This window comes from Simplicispira sp., from assembly GCF_028687295.1.
GTDB classification, from domain to species: Bacteria; Pseudomonadota; Gammaproteobacteria; order Burkholderiales; family Burkholderiaceae_C; genus Simplicispira; species Simplicispira metamorpha.
The window spans coordinates 16,468-32,408 of the sequence record NZ_JAQUAL010000020.1; the positions used below are offsets into that span (position 1 = coordinate 16,468).

Here is a 15,941-nt window from a genome sequence, read left to right on the forward strand (position 1 = left end):
TGGAACGCCACTGGGCGCTCCATGGGAGAGTGGAGCGGTGCCGGTGCGCAAAAGTTCCGGGACGGGCGTGTGAGCAAATCCAACAAAAGTAACCACATGGAGGGCTGGGCGGGCGTGGGTGCCCGCCGGGGGGAGTGGGGCCTGCGCGCAGGGCCGTTGCGGTGCTTCATCATGGACAACATTCCTTTTTGTCTAGGACATTTCTATATTTCAGCACAATTTGTCCATCTGCGCTTTAATCCGTTCCGTGATGGCTGCACAAGCCAGTGGGTCATGGGGCATGGGCCCGGTTTGAGGTTTGATATATGAATGAGCACATGTCCGGGGCCAGCCCCGGTTGGTCGATTGCCGCAGTAGAGCGGGATACGGGTTTGTCCAAAGACACGCTGCGCGTGTGGGAGCGCCGCTATGGTTTTCCGCAGCCCGCGCGCGATGCCTTTGATGAGCGCCTGTACCCGCCCGAACAGGTCGAGCGCTTGCGCCTGGTTCGCCGCCTGCTGGATGCCGGGCATCGCCCTGGGCGCGTGGTGGCACTGGACTTGCCCGCGTTGCAGGCCCTGGCGGTTCCCGCTGCCGGCGTTGCCACCGGGGCCCGCCACGCGCAGGCAGGCCCGGCGGTGCTGCCCGATGTGACCGCCTGCCTGGCGCTGGTGCAACGCCACGATGCGCCGGGCCTGCGCCGCCAGTTGGCCCAGGCGGCGCTGCGGCTGGGGTTATTGCAGTTTGTCACCGGGTTGGTGGCGCCGCTGACCACGGCGGTGGGCGACGCTTGGATGCAGGGCCGGTTCCAGGTGTTTGAGGAGCACCTCTACACCGAGTGCATCACCGGCGTGCTGCGCGGCGCCATTGCCAGCGTGCCCGCGCACCCCGACGCGGCGGGCCCCCGGGTGCTGTTGACCACGTTTCCGGGCGAGCCGCACGCCATTGGGTTGCTGATGGTGGAGGCGCTGCTGGCACTGGAAGGCTGCGCCTGCCTGTCGCTGGGCACGCAAACCCCGGTGCCCGAGATTGCCGCCGCCGCCCTGGCGCACCGCGCCGACATCGTAGCCCTGAGCTTTACGCCCGTGCAGGGCGCTAGCGCCGTGCTGACCGCCCTGCGCGAGCTGCGCCAGACGCTGCCCGCCGCAGTGACCGTGTGGGCCGGGGGGAGCTGCCCGGCGCTGGACCGGCAGGGCGTGGTGGCGGGGGTGCTGCGGCTGCACGCCCTGGAGCGCCTGCCCGAGCAGGTGGCGCTGTGGCGGGCCGCTGCGGCCCCTGCCTGATCAGACCATGGCCAGCAGCCGCTCCAGCGGGATTTGCACGCGCACTTCGCGCTGCGAAACCACGCCGGTGATTTTCCAGGCGGGCTGGCTGCTGTCGCGCGGAATCATCTCGCCCGTGGGCATGCCTTCGCGGTTGAGCAGCACGGCCACCTTGGGCGTGGTGGCGGTGGCACCGCGCCGCACTACCAGCCCCACTTCCTGGCTGGTCAGGCGCACAAAAGTGCCGGGTGGGTACACGCCCAGGGTTTTGACGATGGCAGCGCCCGCTTCATCGACCTGGTGCGCCTCGTCGTAGTAACACGACTGCATGGCCGCCGTGACTGGCATGGGGGTGCGCGAAACCCGGGGTGCCAGGCGCGCAGCAAAAATGTCAGCGCGCTGCATCAGGCGGGCCATTTGCTGGGCCTCGCTTTTGCTGGCCAGCGTGCCGGGGGCGCGGTGGTGGTGCATGCGCACTGCGTCCAGCCACAGCGTGTCGCGCACGCCCAGCGATTGCAGCAGGGCCACGGTGCGGTCGGCGTGGTTTTCCACGGCGGCAATCTGTCCGGGCGAGAGGGGGTCTTTTTGCACGGCCAGCTGGTCTTGCAGCTCGGTCATGGCGCAGTTCATGCTCAGGGCGGCGCAGCCGATGCGCAGCACCCGGTCTTCGGTCCAGCGCAGCGTGGCGCGGGCCACCACCATGCACACGCAGGCCACCAGCATGCTGTGGGTGGCGCTGTACATGTGCGTCTCCTGCCCCGAGATGCGGATCAGTGCCAGCAGCGTGGCATCGGGCGTTTGCAGGCATTGCTGGGCCAGTTCGCCGTGCAGTTCCAGAAAGCGGTCGGCAAACTGGCCCTCGCCCACCTGCGGCGAGCGCAGCAACTGGGTGGCACGCTGCTGCAAGTCGGGCCAGCTGGACGGGCCAGCGGGCGCCGCCTGGTTGCGCGCTGGCTGTGCAGCGGCCTCCATCTGCATGCTGGCGATGTCTTTGAGGGGTTTTTCCGACAGCAGCATGCGCTGCAATTGCGACAGGTAGGTGCGGTGGCTGTCGCCCGACTCTTCGGTGTCCACACACAGCTGGACTCCGCGCGCCAGCAACACCTCCAGCTCCTCGCGGTTGCGGATGACGAAGCCTTTGTGTGCCAGCAGCCCCCCGGCAGCGCCGCGCAGCGCAAAGGGCAGGGGTTGCCCCAGGGGGATGGTGTCGATGTTGAGGGTGAGGAGGTTCATGGGCAGGCAGATTATGACCACGGCGCGCTTGCGCGGAAATGACAGAACCCGTGCCAGCGCGGTGCCGGGAGCGGGCCAGGGCAGGCGGGGCCGTGTGGCTGCCCTGGTTTTCAGGTCAAAACAGGCCCCAGGCCTTGCGGGATAAGCGCGAGCAGCTATGCTTTTTGATGTGATGGGGCGGCGGGCGGATGTCAGGGGGTGCCAAACACCGCCAGCCACAGCGCCTGCACGGCGGCGCGTTCGGCTTGCAATGCCGGGGGCATGACCTGGGTGGGCGCCTCGTCCAGGCGCGCCCGGTGCTGCACACGGCGCAGCTCGCGGTAGGCGGCTGCGGCGGCCTGGCCCACGCCAGCGGGCAGCAGGCCAGCGGCTTCGGCGCGTTGCAGCAGGGCGATGTTGCCCACGTTGTCCAGCAGCTGCGGGTGCGTGCCCGAGTGCGACAGCACCAGGTACTGCATGGCAAATTCGGCGTCCACCATGCCGCCTTCGCTGTACTTGATGTCGAACTGGCCCGGGGGCGCAGGGTGCGCACCCAGCACGCGTGCGCGCATGGTGGTGATTTCGCCGCGCAGCGCCTGGGCATCACGCGGGGCGCTGATGACGGCGGCGCGCACCGCGTCAAAGCGCGTGCGCAGGGCCTCGGTGCCCAGCACAAAGCGCGCGCGCGTCATGGCCTGGTGTTCCCATGTCCAGGCGGTGTTGCTGCCGCGCTGCTGCTGGTAGTCGGCATACGACTTGAAGCTGGTGACCAGCAGGCCCGAGTTGCCGTTGGGGCGCAGCGCGGTGTCAATCTCGAACAGATCGCCCTCGCCGGTCTTGACGGTGAGCCAGTTGATGAGCTTGCGCACAAAGGCGGCATAGACCTCGGGGGCGCGCTCGTCGTCGTCATCGAACACGAACACGATGTCCAGGTCGCTGCCGTAGCCCAGTTCTTTGCCGCCGAGCTTGCCGTAGCCAATGATGGCGAACTCGGGTTGCTCGCGGTGGCGGTTTTTCAGGCGCTCCCAGCACCACTGGGCGGTGATGCGCAGCACGCTGTCGGCCAGCGCGCTCAAGTCATCGGCCACTTGCTCTACCGTCAGGCGGCCGCCCACGTCGCGCGCCAGGGTGCGGAAGGTTTCAGCGTGGTGGGCGCGGCGCAGCAGGTTGAGCAGGGCTTCGTCGTCGTCTTCCTGGGTCGATCGCAGCGAGGCCAGGCGCAGCGAGAGGTCGCGCTCGAAGTCGGCAGCCACAAAGCGCTCTTGCAGCAGGCTGCTGCCCGCCAGTTCGTCGATGACGCCGGGGTGTTGCAGCAAATAGCGCGCGGGCCAGCGCGCCGCGCCCAGCAGGTGCAGCAGCTGCTCGTGGACGGCGGGGCGCTCCAGCAGCAGGGCCAGGTAGCTTTCGCGGCGCAGCAGGGATTCGAGCCAGTCCACCAGGCGCACGGTGGCAGTGGCGCTGGCGCGGCCTTCGCGCAGCCACTGGGCGGTGCGCTGCACCAGCCGGAACAGCCGCGTGCGGGCTTCCTCGCGCAGGGCGCCCACGCGGGCGTGGGTGCGCCACTCTCCAACGCGCTCGCGCAGGGGCTCGGGCAATTGCTCCAGCAGGGCTTCAAGTTCGGGCGGAGGCGCCGCGTTGGCGTTGGGGCCGCCGCAGCCGCCGCCGTTGCATTGTTTTTTGTCGTTGCCGCCCAGCAGGGTGTCAAATTCTTGCGCCACCAGTTCGCGGTGGGCGTCCAGGGCGTGCAAAAAACTGCAACAGTCGGCATGCCCCATGGTCTGGGCAATCCAGGCCAGGTCGTCGTCGCGGGTGGGCAGGACGTGGGTTTGCTGGTCGTCCAGGTATTGGATGCGGTGCTCGACCTGGCGCAAGAACAGGTAGGCCTGGGCCAGGGCCTCGGCGGTGGGCGCGGGCATCAGGCCCGCTTGCACGAGGCGCTCCAGGGCTTGCAGGGTGGGGCGCCTGCGCAGTTCAGGGAACTGGCCGCCGCGCACCACTTGCAGCAGTTGCACGGTGAATTCAAGCTCGCGGATGCCCCCGCGTGAGAGTTTGACGTCGTTGGCGCGCTCTGGGTGGCCCGCGCTGCGCCGGGCGGCATGGTCGCGGATCTGGCGGTGCAGGGCGCGCAGGGCGTCGAACACGTTGTAGTCCAGGTAGCGGCGGAACACAAACGGCAGCACCACGGCGCGCAGGGCCTGCACCTGGGGGCTGGCGATGCAATCGAAGGGCGCCACCACGCGGCTCTTGAGCCAGGCAAAGCGTTCCCATTCGCGGCCCTGGATCTGCAAATACTCTTCCAGCGCCGCCAGCGACACCGCCGGTGGCCCCGAGTTGCCGTGCGGACGCAGTGCCAGATCGACGCGGAACACCAGTCCGTGTTCGGTGGTGTCGCCAATCAGGCTGTAGATGATTTTGACGGCGCGGCCAAAGTACTCGTGGTTGGAGATGCGACCGCGCCCGTCGGCGGTGCCTGCGGTGTCACCGTCGTGCTCATAGACGTAGATCAGGTCGATGTCGCTGGAGACGTTGAGCTCGCGTGCGCCCAGTTTGCCCATGCCGATGATCCAGAACTGCACTGGCTGGCCGTCAGGGCCGCAGGGCGTGCCGTGGCGTTCGTCCAGTTCCTGGCGGGCTTGCTGGCAGGCGCGGTCCAGGGCCAGCTCGGCCAGCTCGGTCATGGCGCGGGTGACGACTTCGAGGGGCGCGCGGGTCTCGCAGTCCAGGCGCATCAGGCGCTCCATCACCAGCTGGCGCAGTGTGCGCAGGGCGGTGGCGGTGCTGTTGCCACTGGCCAGCAGTGCGGCCAGGGCCTGCTCCATGGTGGCGCGCACAGGCGCTCCGGCAGGCAGCAGCGCCAGCTGCGGGCCGTAGCGCCGGTGCAGGCGCTGGAAAAAACGGGAGTGGGCTGCCGGCCCGGGGGCGGCATCGGTGGGGTCAGTCAAAACTGTCTGCATGGCCTGGGCGGCAGGGCAAAGCCGCATGTAAAACGACGCTGGGTTGCACGGAATCCGCGCGGTGGCTGCGGGTCATAATTCTGGCCACCTCCACGCCTGCCATGACTGACCCTGTTTCGCACCCTCCACGCCTGCTTCGGTGGCTGGCGTGGCTTGCGCGGTGGTCTTTGGGGCTGCTGCTGGCCGCTGCCCTGGTGCTGGCGGTGGCCTGGGGGGCTCTGCACGGCGCGATTGTGCCGCGAATCGGCGAATACCGCGTGCAGCTGCAAGCGCAGGCCGAACGCGCGCTGGGGGTACCCGTGCGCATTGGCACCCTCTCAGCGCACACGCAGGGGCTGATTCCTTCCATTGAACTGGGCGAGGTGGCGCTGCTGGATGCCCAAGGGCGCGAAGCGCTGCGCTTGCAGCGCGTGGTGCTGGCGCTGTCGCCGCGCTCGCTGTGGCGCTTCGGGTTTGAGCAGCTCTACATCGAGCGCCCCGAGCTGGATATTCGCCGTGACCGCACGGGCCAGGTGTTCATCGCCGGACTGCCCTTGCCCGGTGGTGCCAGCGATGACAGCCGCGCCGTCGATTGGCTTTTTTCGCAACCCGAGGTGGTGGTGCGCGGTGGCACGGTGCGCTGGACGGACGAGCAGCGCGCTGCTGCCCCGCTGGCGCTGAGCCAGGTCGATGTGCTGCTGCGCAACGGCGCCTGGCGCCATCAACTGCGGCTGGACGCCACGCCGCCGCCCCAGTGGGGCGATCGTTTTCACATCACCGGGCTGTTTCGCCAGCCGCTGCTGTCCACGCACAGTGGCCGCTGGCAGCAGTGGAGCGGGCAGCTGTTTGCCAATTTTGCGCGGGTGGATGTGTCCCGCCTGCACCTGCACGCCGACCTGGGCGTGGCGCTGGCACAGGGCCGGGGCGCATTGCGTGCCTGGTTGAGCCTGGAGCGCGGCCAGTGGGTGGGCGCCGTCGCCGATGTGGCGCTGGCCAACGTCAATGCCACGCTGGCGCCGCAGCTGGAGCCTTTGCGGCTGCCCTCGGTGCAGGGGCGCCTGGGCGCGCGGCGGCTGGCAGGGGGCTTTGAGCTGTACACGCAGGGCCTGCAATGGGTGGGCGACGACGGCCTGCACTGGCCGGGCGGCAACCTGCGCGTGCGCTACACCAACCCCGGCGGCAAAGCATCGGCGCAGGGCGAATTCCAGGCCGACCGGCTGGATCTGGCCGCGCTGGCGCGCGTGGCCCAGCGCCTGCCTCTGGGCGAGGCCACCCATGAAGCATTGCGCACCTACACCCCGGAAGGACTGGTGGACACCGTGCAGGCTCACTGGCAAGGGCCCTGGGATGCTCCACGCAGTTACCAGGTGCGCGCCCGCGTCACGGGCCTGGCACTGGCCAGCGCAGCACCTGTGGGCACCAGCGGGGCATTGGGCCTGCGCGGCGCCAACGTGGAGCTGGAAATGACCCAGGCCGCAGGCAAGGCCACGGTGGGCATGACCGATGGCGCCCTGGTGCTGCCCGGCGTATTTGAAGATCCCTGGCTGCCACTGGCACAGCTGCGCAGCGAGGTGCGCTGGCAACTGGCTGGCGAGCGCATTGCCGTGCAGGTGGGCGAAACGCACTTTGCTAACGCCGATGCCCAGGGCCAGCTGCGCGCCACCTGGCACACCAGCGATCCTGCGCGATCGGCCAGCCGTTCGCGCTTTCCGGGTGTGCTGGACTTGAGCGGCACCCTCAGCCGCGCCGATGGCACGCGGGTACACCGCTACCTGCCATTGTCCATTCCCCAGGATGCCCGCCACTATGTGCGCGACGCCGTGGTGGCGGGCGTGGCCACCAGCGCGGACTTTCGCGTCAAGGGCGACCTGCACGACATGCCGTTCAACAACCCCAAACTGGGCGAGTTCCGGATTGCCGCCCGCGTCAAGGATGTGACCTACGCCTACGTGCCCCCCGGCCTGCAAAGCGCGGGCGAGCTGCCCTGGCCCGCGCTGACCCAACTGGCTGGTGAGCTGGTGTTTGAGCGCTCTTCCATGCAGGTGCGTGACGCCAGCGGCACCTTTGCGGGCATACGCAACACGCGCCTGGCCAAGGTGCAGGCGCACATCCCCGACCTGTCCCACACCGTGGTGGCCGTCAGTGCGCAGGCGCGCGGGCCGCTGCCTGAGCTGCTGGCGTTCATGCGCAACTCGCCGCTGGACGCCATGACCGGGCAGGCGCTGGCCCAGGCCAGTGGCAGTGGCAACGCCGATTTGCAGCTGAACCTGAGTTTGCCCATCAGCGATATTCACAACACCAAGGTGCAAGGCAGCGTGGTGCTGGCGGGCAACGAGGTGCGCATGACCCCCGATACCCCGGTGTTGGCGCGTGCGCGCGGCACGGTGCAGTTCACGCACACCGGCTTTGCTTTGCAGGGCGTGCAGGCCAGTGCGCTGGGCGGCGAAGTGCGCTTTGAAGGCGGCATGCGCGCACTGCCTGCGGGCGCTGCGCCCACCGAATCGGCCTTGCAGTTGCGCGCCCAGGGCGTGGCCTCGGCACAGGGCTTGCAGCAAGCGCGGGAGCTGGGTTTGCTCTCGCGCCTGGCGCAGCATGCCAGCGGCAGCACGCCCTATACCCTGGCACTGACCTTGCGCCGGGGCGTGCCCGAGTTGCAAATCCACAGCAGCTTGCAGGGTATGGCGCTGGCCCTGCCTGCGCCGTTGGCCAAAACCGCCGACAGCAGTGTGCCGCTGCGCCTGGAGAGTCGCCTGACCCGCGAATCGGTGGCGACGCCAGAGCCCGGCACCAGCGCGCCTGCACCGCTGCACGAACAGTTCACATTGCAATGGGGCACGTTGGGCCAGGTGCAGTATGTGCGTGACCTGAGTGGGCCTGCGCCGCAGGTGCTGCGCGGCGCCATCGCCGTGGGCCTGGCCCCGGACGAGGCGATGGCCTTGCCCGCGCGCGGGGTGGCGGCCAACATCCAGCTGGCCTTGCTGGATGTGGACGCCTGGGAGCCATTGCTGCTGTCCGGGGTGGCGGCGGTTGCTACGCCAGCGCCTGCGGTGCCGTCCGCCCAGCTTGAGCAGACCGAGCAGGAATCCGCCGCCCAGGGCGCCTCGGATTACCTGCCCACGGTGCTGGCCGTGCGTGCCCGTGAACTGACGGTGCAGGGGCGTACTTTGCATAACGTGGTGGCCGGTGGCTCGCGCGAGGGCGGTGTCTGGCGCGCCAACCTGGATGCTGCACAACTCAGCGGCTACGTTGAATACCGCCCGGCCGGTGGCACGGAGAGCCCCGCCGGGCGCCTGTTTGCCCGGCTCTCGCGCTTGAGCGTGCCGCAAAGTGCTTCCACGCAAGTCGAAGCCTTGCTGGACGAGCAACCGCGCCAGCTGCCTGCCCTGGACATCGTGGTCGAAGACTTTGAGCTGCGCGGGCACAAACTCGGGCGCGTGGAGATAGCCGCCACCAACCGCGGCGGCGAAGGCGTGCAGCGCGAATGGCGCCTGCACAAGCTCAATCTGAGCACCCCTGAAGCCACCTTCACCGCCAACGGCAACTGGGCGCTGCTGGGCGCAGGCGAGGCACCTGGCCCGCGCACGGGGCCACTGCGCCGCACGGTGCTGAACTTCAAGCTCGACATCCGCGATGCAGGCGAGTTGTTGCAGCGTTTTGGCATGGCCGATGTGGTGCGCCGGGGCCAGGGACGATTGCAGGGGCAGGTGGCCTGGCGCGGTGCGCCGTTGTCGCCGGACTACCCCTCCATGTCGGGACAGATCAACTTGCAGGTAGAGACGGGCCAGTTCCTCAAGGCCGATCCGGGGCTGGCCAAGCTGCTCAGTGTGCTGAGCCTGCAGTCGCTGCCCCGGCGTCTGAATCTGGATTTCCGGGACGTATTCAGCGACGGTTTCGCCTTTGATTTTGTGCGCGGTGACGTGCGCATAGAGCAGGGTGTGGCCATCACCAACAACCTGCAAATGAAGGGCGTGAACGCCGCCGTGCTGATGGAGGGGCGCGCGGACATTGACCACGAAACCCAGGACTTGCACGTGGTGGTGGTGCCTGAAATCAACGCCATGACCGCCTCTTTGGTGGCCACGGCCATCAACCCGGTGGTGGGGTTGGGCAGTTTTTTGGCGCAGGTGTTTTTGCGCGGCCCGCTGATTGCGGCGGCCACACAGGAGTTCCGCATCGATGGCACCTGGGCCGAGCCGCGCGTGGTGCCGCTGCGCCGCGCGCAGCGCACGGCAGGTGGTGCGGCCAGTCCGCCCGCTGCTGTGCCCGCCATGCCCGCCAGCGCCCCCGCCACCACGCTGCCCCCTGTCACCGGAGATGCCCCATGAAAATAGCCGCTTTGCAAATGGTCTCCAGCACTGCGTTGGCCGACAACCTGGCCACCGCCCGCCACCTGCTGGAGCAGGCGGCGGGCGCCGGTGCCGAACTGGCCGTGCTGCCCGAATACTTTGGCGCCATGGGCTGGCGCGATACCGACAAGCTGGCCTGGGCCGAATTCCCCGGACAAGGGACGGTACAAAGCTTTCTGGCCGAGGCAGCGCGGCAACTGGGCTTGTGGGTGGTGGGCGGCACGCTGCCCCTGGCCTGCGCCGATGCGCAGCGGGTGCGCAACACCACGCTGGTGTACAACCCCGGCGGGCAGTGCGTGGCGCGCTACGACAAGATCCACCTGTTTCGCTTTGATAACGGGCATGAGCGCTACGACGAGGGCGCCCGCATCGAGCCCGGCACCGAGCCAGTGGTCTTCACCCTGGTGGCCCGCAACGGCCAGCCGTGGCGTGTGGGCCTGAGCGTGTGCTATGACCTGCGCTTTCCTGAGCTGTTTCGGGCCCACGCCCGCGCCGGGGCCGATCTGTTGCTGGTGCCCAGTGCCTTCACTTTCACCACTGGTCAGGCGCACTGGGAGCTGCTGTTGCGTGCCCGCGCCATCGAAAACCAGGCCTACGTACTGGCCCCGGCACAAGGCGGCGTGCACGAGAACGGTCGCCACACCTGGGGCCACAGCATGCTGATTGACCCCTGGGGCGAGGTGCTGGCGCAGCGGGCGCAGGGCGCTGGCGTGGTGCTGGGCGAACTACAGGCCCAGCGCCTGCAGCAAGTGCGCACCCAGCTGCCTGCGCTGGAGCACCGCGTCCTGTGAGGCTGCTGGCCCTGCACTGGCTCTGGCGCTACTGGCAAGGCGCCTGGCGCCGCTGGTCTTTGTGGACGCTGCTGGTAGCCCTGGTGGCGGCCATGCTCGTCACCCTGGTGTGGCTGGCTGGCCGCTATGAGGCCAGCGTGGTACAGGCGCAGCTGGAGCGCGATGCGGCCGATGCCGTGTCCGACATCCGCACCGCTTTGGCCCGCAACCTGCAAAACCTGCAAGCCCTGCAAACTGGCGCCATCGAACCGCTGGCCTGGGAGGGTTTGGCGCAGGCATTGCTGCGTGAGCACCGCGAACTGGTGCGCCTTGAGTGGCGCGATAGTGCGCTGCGCCCGCGCGCCCATGCCGAGTCGCCTTTTTCGGCGGTGCAGTGGACGGAGGGCGTGCGCGATGGCACCCATTCCGATACGGCACTGGCCTGTGCCAATGCGCGCCGCCTCAACGGGCCTGCGTATTCCAGCAGTTACTTCCAGCCCCACGGCGATGGGCTGGGATCGGAGATGGTGGAGCTGTGCCTGCCCCTGATTTCCACCGGGCACGAAGAGGGGTATCTGGTCGCTACCTACGGGTTGCAGAGCATGTTGGTCGAACTGGTGGGCCACAGCCTGACACGGCGCCAGGAGGTGTCGTTCACCGAGGCCGACGGCACCCGCTTGGCCATGCTGGGTGCGGTGCGCCGGGGCAGCCGCATGTTCACCGCACAGCAGCTGCTGGATTTGCCGGGCAACACCATTGTCCTGCGCATGGACAGCTGGCACAGTGCCCCCAGCCTGTTCCCGAACGTGCTGACCGCGCTGGTCACGGCCATGTCGATTGCCCTGGTTACGGTGTTGGTGGTGCTGGTGCGCGACAACCGCCGCCGCTTGCGTGCTGAAAGCGATCTGGGCGACGCGCTGGCGTTTCGCAAAGCCATGGAGGACTCGCTCATCACCGGCCTGCGCGCCCGTGACCTGCAAGGGCGCATCACCTACGTCAACCCGGCATTTTGCGAAATGGTCGGTTTTGAGGCCCACGAGCTGCTGGGGCAAAGCACGTCTGCGCCCTATTGGCCGCCGGAACTGGTGGAAGAGTACCAGCAGCGCCAGGCCGTGCGCTTTGCCGGCCACATGCCGCCCCGCGAAGGCTTTGAATCGGTGTTCATGCGCAAGGACGGCACGCGCTTTCCGGTGCTCATCATTGAGGCGCCGCTGATCAACGCCGTGGGCCAGCACACCGGCTGGATGAGCGCGTTTCTGGACATCAGTGAGCAAAAGCGGGTGGAAGAGATCTCGCGCGCCTCGCAAGAGCGCCTGCAAGCCACGGCGCGGCTGGCCACGGTGGGCGAGATGGCCTCGCTGCTCAGTCACGAGCTCAACCAGCCGCTGGCCGCCATCTCTAGCTACGCCACCGGTTCTTTGAACCTGCTGGACGCTGCCCAGGAGCACCAGGGCGCCAGCCTGCAGGCCGATTTGCACGACATGCGCACTGCCATGCAGCGCATTGCCATGCAGGCCGAGCGGGCGGGCCGCGTCATCAAAAGCGTGCACGATTTTGTGCGCCGCCGCGACCAGTCGCGTGAAACCGTGGCCGCGCAGGAGTTGCTGGACGCCGTGCTGCCGCTGGTGATGCTGCAAGCACGCAAACTCGATGTGCGTGTGCGGGTGCATGTGGAGGCGGGCCTGCCCCTGTTACTGTGTGACCGCACCATGGTGGAGCAGGTGTTGCTCAACCTCACGCGCAACGCCATGCAGGCCATGGACGAGCCCGGCATCGCGCCGCGCGTGCTGGAAGTGCGGGTGCGCCGGGCCGCCTCCAACGCACGCAGCGGCTGGCTGGAGTTTTCTGTGGCTGATGTGGGCTGTGGCCTGACCGAGGAGATTGCGCGCCAGCTCTTTACCCCATTTTTCACCACCCGCCCTGAGGGCATGGGCCTGGGTCTGAGCCTGTGCCGCACCGTGGTGGAGCAGCATGGCGGTTTTTTGGGATTTGCACCCCACCAGCCCCGTGGTACGGTGTTCACCTTTACCCTGCCGGCGGTGGTGCCGGAGCAAGATACCCCCAAGACTGTTTGAACCATGGAGCCTGTTGCCAACGCCACCATCTATATCGTCGATGACGACGCCAGCGTGCGCGAGGCGCTGGCGTGGCTGCTGCGCACGCGCCGCCTGCCCAGCGAGTCTTTTGACAGCGCCGAGGCCTTTGAGGCGGCCCTGGCCTCACGCTCGCCGCAGCGCCAGCCTTGCTGCCTGCTGCTGGATGTGCGCATGCCCGGCACCAGCGGCCTGGCCTTGTTCGATGCGCTGCTGGCGCGTGGCGCTGTCGCGGCCATGCCGGTGATTTTTCTCACCGGCCATGCCGATGTGCCCACGGCGGTGGACACCGTCAAGCGCGGCGCTTTTGATTTTTGCGAAAAGCCTTTTTCCGACAACGCCCTGGTCGATCGCATCGAGCAGGCGCTGGCGCAGTCTGCTGCGCGCCTGGCGCACCTGAGTCAGCGCGACGACCTGCGCCAGCGCCTGGATGACCTCACCGACCGTGAGCGCGCCGTCATGCAGTGCGTGGTTGAGGGGCTGCCCAACAAGCTCATTGCCGACCAACTCGACATCAGCGTGCGCACCGTCGAAGTTCACCGCGCACGGGTGTTCGACAAGATGCAGGTCAAGTCAGCGGTGGAACTGGCCAACCTGCTGCGCGACAGCCATTGAGGCCGCCCGCGCGGGCGCAGGCTCAGTTGCGGGGGCGTTCGCCGACAAAAATTTCCACGCGGCGGTTGCGCGAGCGGCCCTCGGCGGTGTTGTTGCTGGCAATGGGTTGGTAAGAGCCCTGGCCCTCGGTCTGGATGCGTGCGCCGCTGACGCCGCGGGCCGTCAGGTAATTGCGTGTGCTGTTGGCACGGTCCACCGACAGCGGGTTGTTGATGGCATCGCTGCCGGTGTTGTCGGTGTGGCCGACGATGCGCACGTCGGTGCTCTGGTTGGCGCGCAGGCTGGCGGCAAAGCGATCGAGCACCGGGGCAAAGTTGCCCTTGATGTCGGAGCGGCCCACGTCAAAGGAGATGTCGCTGGGGATGTCCAGTTTGAGCTGGTTGTCCTGGGTTTGCGACACCGATACGCCCGTGCCCTGGGTGGCCTGCTCCATCTCGCGTTTTTGGCGCTCCATGTTTTGCGACCAGACATAGGTGCCCAAAGCACCCACGCCCGCGCCAATGACGGCGCCCGTGCCCGCGCTGCCGCCCGTGGCCGAGCTGATGACGGCACCGGCCAGCGCACCCACGCCCGCACCGGTGGCGGTGCGCCGCTGGGTGTCGCTCATGTTGGCGCAGCCGCTGATGAACAAGGCGGTGAGGGCAGTGCCCAGAATGAGGTGTTTGCGCATGTGCATGGATGTGTTCCTTGAAGGTGAAATGCGGGGCGATGATGCAGCGCCCTATACGGGACACCGTAACAGCACCCAGGCTGTATGGCTGTAGGACGAAAGCTATCGGCGCTGGCTTGTCGCCGCTTCAAGCAAAATCGGCACCATGAAAACCGCACTCCTGCGCCTTGCTGCCGCAGCCCTGGTGGCTGCGGCGCTGGCGGCCTGCTCCACGCGAGCGCCTGCCCCGCCGTCGCCCGGCGTTCCCGCCCGCGTGGCACCTTCTGTCTCCCCGCCTGCGCCTGCCGTGGCAGGTGGGGCTCCCATGGCACAGCCTGGCAGCCGCTGGGTGCCCGTCGCCTGGCAAGAACTGCCTGGCCTGGACAGCGATGCGTTGCACGAGGCTTGGAATGCCTGGGTGCGCAGTTGCGAGCGCCCCCCGCCGGCCTTCGTGGCGCTGTGCCCGCAGGTGCGCCGCCTGAGCATCGGCACGCCCCAGGAGCAGCGCGCCTTTTTGTTCGAACGCCTGCAGCCCTACCGCATTGAGGCCACCAACGGCAGCCCCGATGGCCTGCTCACCGGCTACTACGAGCCCGAACTGGTCGCCATGCGCCAGCCCGGCAACGGCTACACCGTGCCGCTGTACCGCGCGCCTGCCGGTCTGGCATCGCGCAAGCCCTGGTATTCGCGCCAGCAAATTGACACCCTGCCCGAAGCGCAGGCCGCGCTGCAAGGGCGCGCCATTGCCTGGCTGGCTGATCCGATTGATGCGCTGGTGCTGCACATCCAGGGCTCAGGAAGGCTGCGCATCACCGAGCCCGACGGCAGCACGCGCATGGTGCGTGTGGCGTTTTCTGCCACCAACGACCACCCCTACCGCAGCGTGGGCCGCTGGCTGCTCGACCAAAACCTGGTGCGCGACGCTACCTGGCCGGGCATCAAAGCCTGGATTGCGCAAAACCCCCAGCGCGTGCCCGAGATGCTCTGGAGCAACCCGCGCTACGTGTTCTTCAAGGAAGAGCCGCTGGAGGGCCTGGACGCCGAATTTGGCCCGCGCGGCGCCCAGGGTGTGGCGCTGACACCCGGGCGCTCGATTGCCGTAGACCGCCAGAGCATTCCGTATGGCACGCCGGTGTGGATGGCCTCCAGCGGCCCCACCGGCCAGATTCAGCGCCTGGTGCTGGCGCAGGACACCGGCAGCGCCATCATCGGTGCCGTGCGCGCGGATTACTTCACCGGCTGGGGTCAGGATGCGGGTGATATTGCCGGGCGCCTCAAGCAGGGGCTGCGCCTGTGGGCGCTGTGGCCGCGCTGAGGGTAGTGTCTAAAATTTAAGCAAAATCGGCTTCTAAAGCCCGCAGGATAAGCGCTAGCAGCTATCAAAATAGTAGCTTGTTCAAGGTGGTGGCGCTGCTGGCAGCGGGCGCGCATTCAGCGCACCAGGTGCGCCAGCGGCAGCGCGCCGCCCGCCTTGACCTCGCCCAGTGAAAAACTGGTGTGCATGTCCTTCACATTGGGCAGGTTCAGCAGCACCTCGCGCGCAAATTGCGAGAAGCTGTCCAGATCGCGGGCCACCACTTGCAGCTCGAACGTGCCGGTGCCGCTGATGTAGTGGCACGACACCACCTCCGGAATCTGGCGGATGGCCTCCTCCATGGCGCGCGTCAGGCCGCCCGTGCTGCGCTCGGCGTCCAGGCGCACAAAGGCCAGCACCCCGAGGCCGATTTTGTGGCGATCGATCTCGGCGCGGTAGCCCAGGATGTAGCCCGCCTCCTCCAGCGCCCGCACGCGCCGCCAGCAGGGCGCCGCCGACAGGCCCACGCGCTGGGCCAGTTCGGCGTTGGTCAGGCGTGCATCGGTTTGCAGTTCGCTGAGGATGGCGATGTCAAATTTGTCCAAATTGTTCATGGGTGGATTGTTTCAGGAAAGATCCTTTCTGAAACAAGGGTAAACGTGGCACAAAAACGAAAGCACATAGCGCGGCACTGTGCATAAACTTGCCCTCCAACCCATCCGCTGCCCAGCCAGTGCCCACAAGGCCGACGCTGCGTTGCGCCCCCCACAGGAAACCGCCATGAACGC

Annotated in this window: 12 protein-coding genes; 7 read left to right on the forward strand and 5 right to left on the reverse strand. The window is 67.8% G+C overall.

Features of this window, described 5'->3' with window-relative positions; genetic code table 11:
* Positions 1 to 21: 21 nt before the first annotated feature.
* Together PHX69_RS04160 and PHX69_RS04165 are read left to right on the forward strand one after the other, a co-directional pair.
* Positions 22 to 309: a hypothetical protein gene (locus PHX69_RS04160; RefSeq protein ID WP_288042498.1), complete on the forward strand. Its 288-nt coding sequence runs from the start codon at positions 22 to 24 to the stop codon at positions 307 to 309.
* On the forward strand, positions 306 to 1,262 hold the full coding sequence (locus PHX69_RS04165; protein WP_288042499.1) for a MerR family transcriptional regulator: 957 nt from the start codon (positions 306 to 308) through the stop codon (positions 1,260 to 1,262). The genes PHX69_RS04160 and PHX69_RS04165 overlap by 4 nt, the downstream gene beginning before the upstream one ends.
* Here the strand turns inward: PHX69_RS04165 and PHX69_RS04170 are convergent, their stop codons facing one another.
* Together PHX69_RS04170 and glnE are read right to left on the reverse strand one after the other, a co-directional pair.
* Positions 1,263 to 2,474 (reverse strand): HD-GYP domain-containing protein, encoded by a 1,212-nt coding sequence (locus PHX69_RS04170; protein ID WP_288042501.1) that lies wholly within the window; start codon positions 2,472 to 2,474, stop codon positions 1,263 to 1,265.
* Positions 2,475 to 2,665: 191 nt separating this feature from the next.
* Positions 2,666 to 5,407, reverse strand: coding sequence for a bifunctional [glutamate--ammonia ligase]-adenylyl-L-tyrosine phosphorylase/[glutamate--ammonia-ligase] adenylyltransferase (gene glnE, locus PHX69_RS04175; RefSeq protein ID WP_288042502.1), 2,742 nt, complete (start codon positions 5,405 to 5,407; stop codon positions 2,666 to 2,668).
* Between the two features lie 101 nt (positions 5,408 to 5,508).
* Between glnE and PHX69_RS04180 the strand changes: the two genes are divergently transcribed.
* Genes PHX69_RS04180 through PHX69_RS04195 form a run of 4 tightly spaced genes read left to right on the forward strand, consistent with a single transcriptional unit; the run spans position 5,509 to position 13,210 of the window.
* A complete protein-coding gene (locus PHX69_RS04180) occupies positions 5,509 to 9,711 on the forward strand; it encodes a YhdP family protein (protein WP_288042504.1) in 4,203 nt (1,400 codons plus the stop codon).
* The gene (locus tag PHX69_RS04185; protein WP_288042505.1) at positions 9,708 to 10,523 is read left to right on the forward strand and encodes a carbon-nitrogen hydrolase family protein; all 816 of its coding nucleotides are present in this window, start codon (positions 9,708 to 9,710) and stop codon (positions 10,521 to 10,523) included. Before PHX69_RS04180 ends, PHX69_RS04185 begins: the two co-directional genes overlap by 4 nt.
* Positions 10,520 to 12,577 carry a two-component system sensor histidine kinase NtrB gene (locus PHX69_RS04190; protein ID WP_241524978.1) on the forward strand — a complete coding sequence of 686 codons (2,058 nt, stop codon included), beginning with the start codon at positions 10,520 to 10,522 and terminating at the stop codon, positions 12,575 to 12,577. The genes PHX69_RS04185 and PHX69_RS04190 overlap by 4 nt, the downstream gene beginning before the upstream one ends.
* 3 nt (positions 12,578 to 12,580) lie before the next feature.
* Entirely contained in the window at positions 12,581 to 13,210 is a 630-nt protein-coding gene (locus PHX69_RS04195) for a response regulator transcription factor (RefSeq protein WP_119013957.1), read from the forward strand.
* Positions 13,211 to 13,232: 22 nt separating this feature from the next.
* Here the strand turns inward: PHX69_RS04195 and PHX69_RS04200 are convergent, their stop codons facing one another.
* A complete protein-coding gene (locus PHX69_RS04200) occupies positions 13,233 to 13,880 on the reverse strand; it encodes a YiaD family glycine zipper/OmpA-like lipoprotein (protein WP_288042511.1) in 648 nt (215 codons plus the stop codon).
* A gap of 145 nt (positions 13,881 to 14,025) precedes the next feature.
* On the opposite strand from PHX69_RS04200, the gene mltA reads away from it, so the two are divergent.
* Positions 14,026 to 15,174, forward strand: coding sequence for a murein transglycosylase A (mltA, locus tag PHX69_RS04205; RefSeq protein WP_288042507.1), 1,149 nt, complete (start codon positions 14,026 to 14,028; stop codon positions 15,172 to 15,174).
* Between the two features lie 116 nt (positions 15,175 to 15,290).
* Here the strand turns inward: mltA and PHX69_RS04210 are convergent, their stop codons facing one another.
* Together PHX69_RS04210 and PHX69_RS04215 are read right to left on the reverse strand one after the other, a co-directional pair.
* Positions 15,291 to 15,767, reverse strand: coding sequence for an Lrp/AsnC family transcriptional regulator (locus tag PHX69_RS04210; RefSeq protein ID WP_119013959.1), 477 nt, complete (start codon positions 15,765 to 15,767; stop codon positions 15,291 to 15,293).
* On the reverse strand, positions 15,745 to 15,941 hold a 197-nt coding region (locus PHX69_RS04215), incomplete at its 5' end, for a hypothetical protein (protein WP_288042509.1). The genes PHX69_RS04210 and PHX69_RS04215, both read right to left, overlap by 23 nt.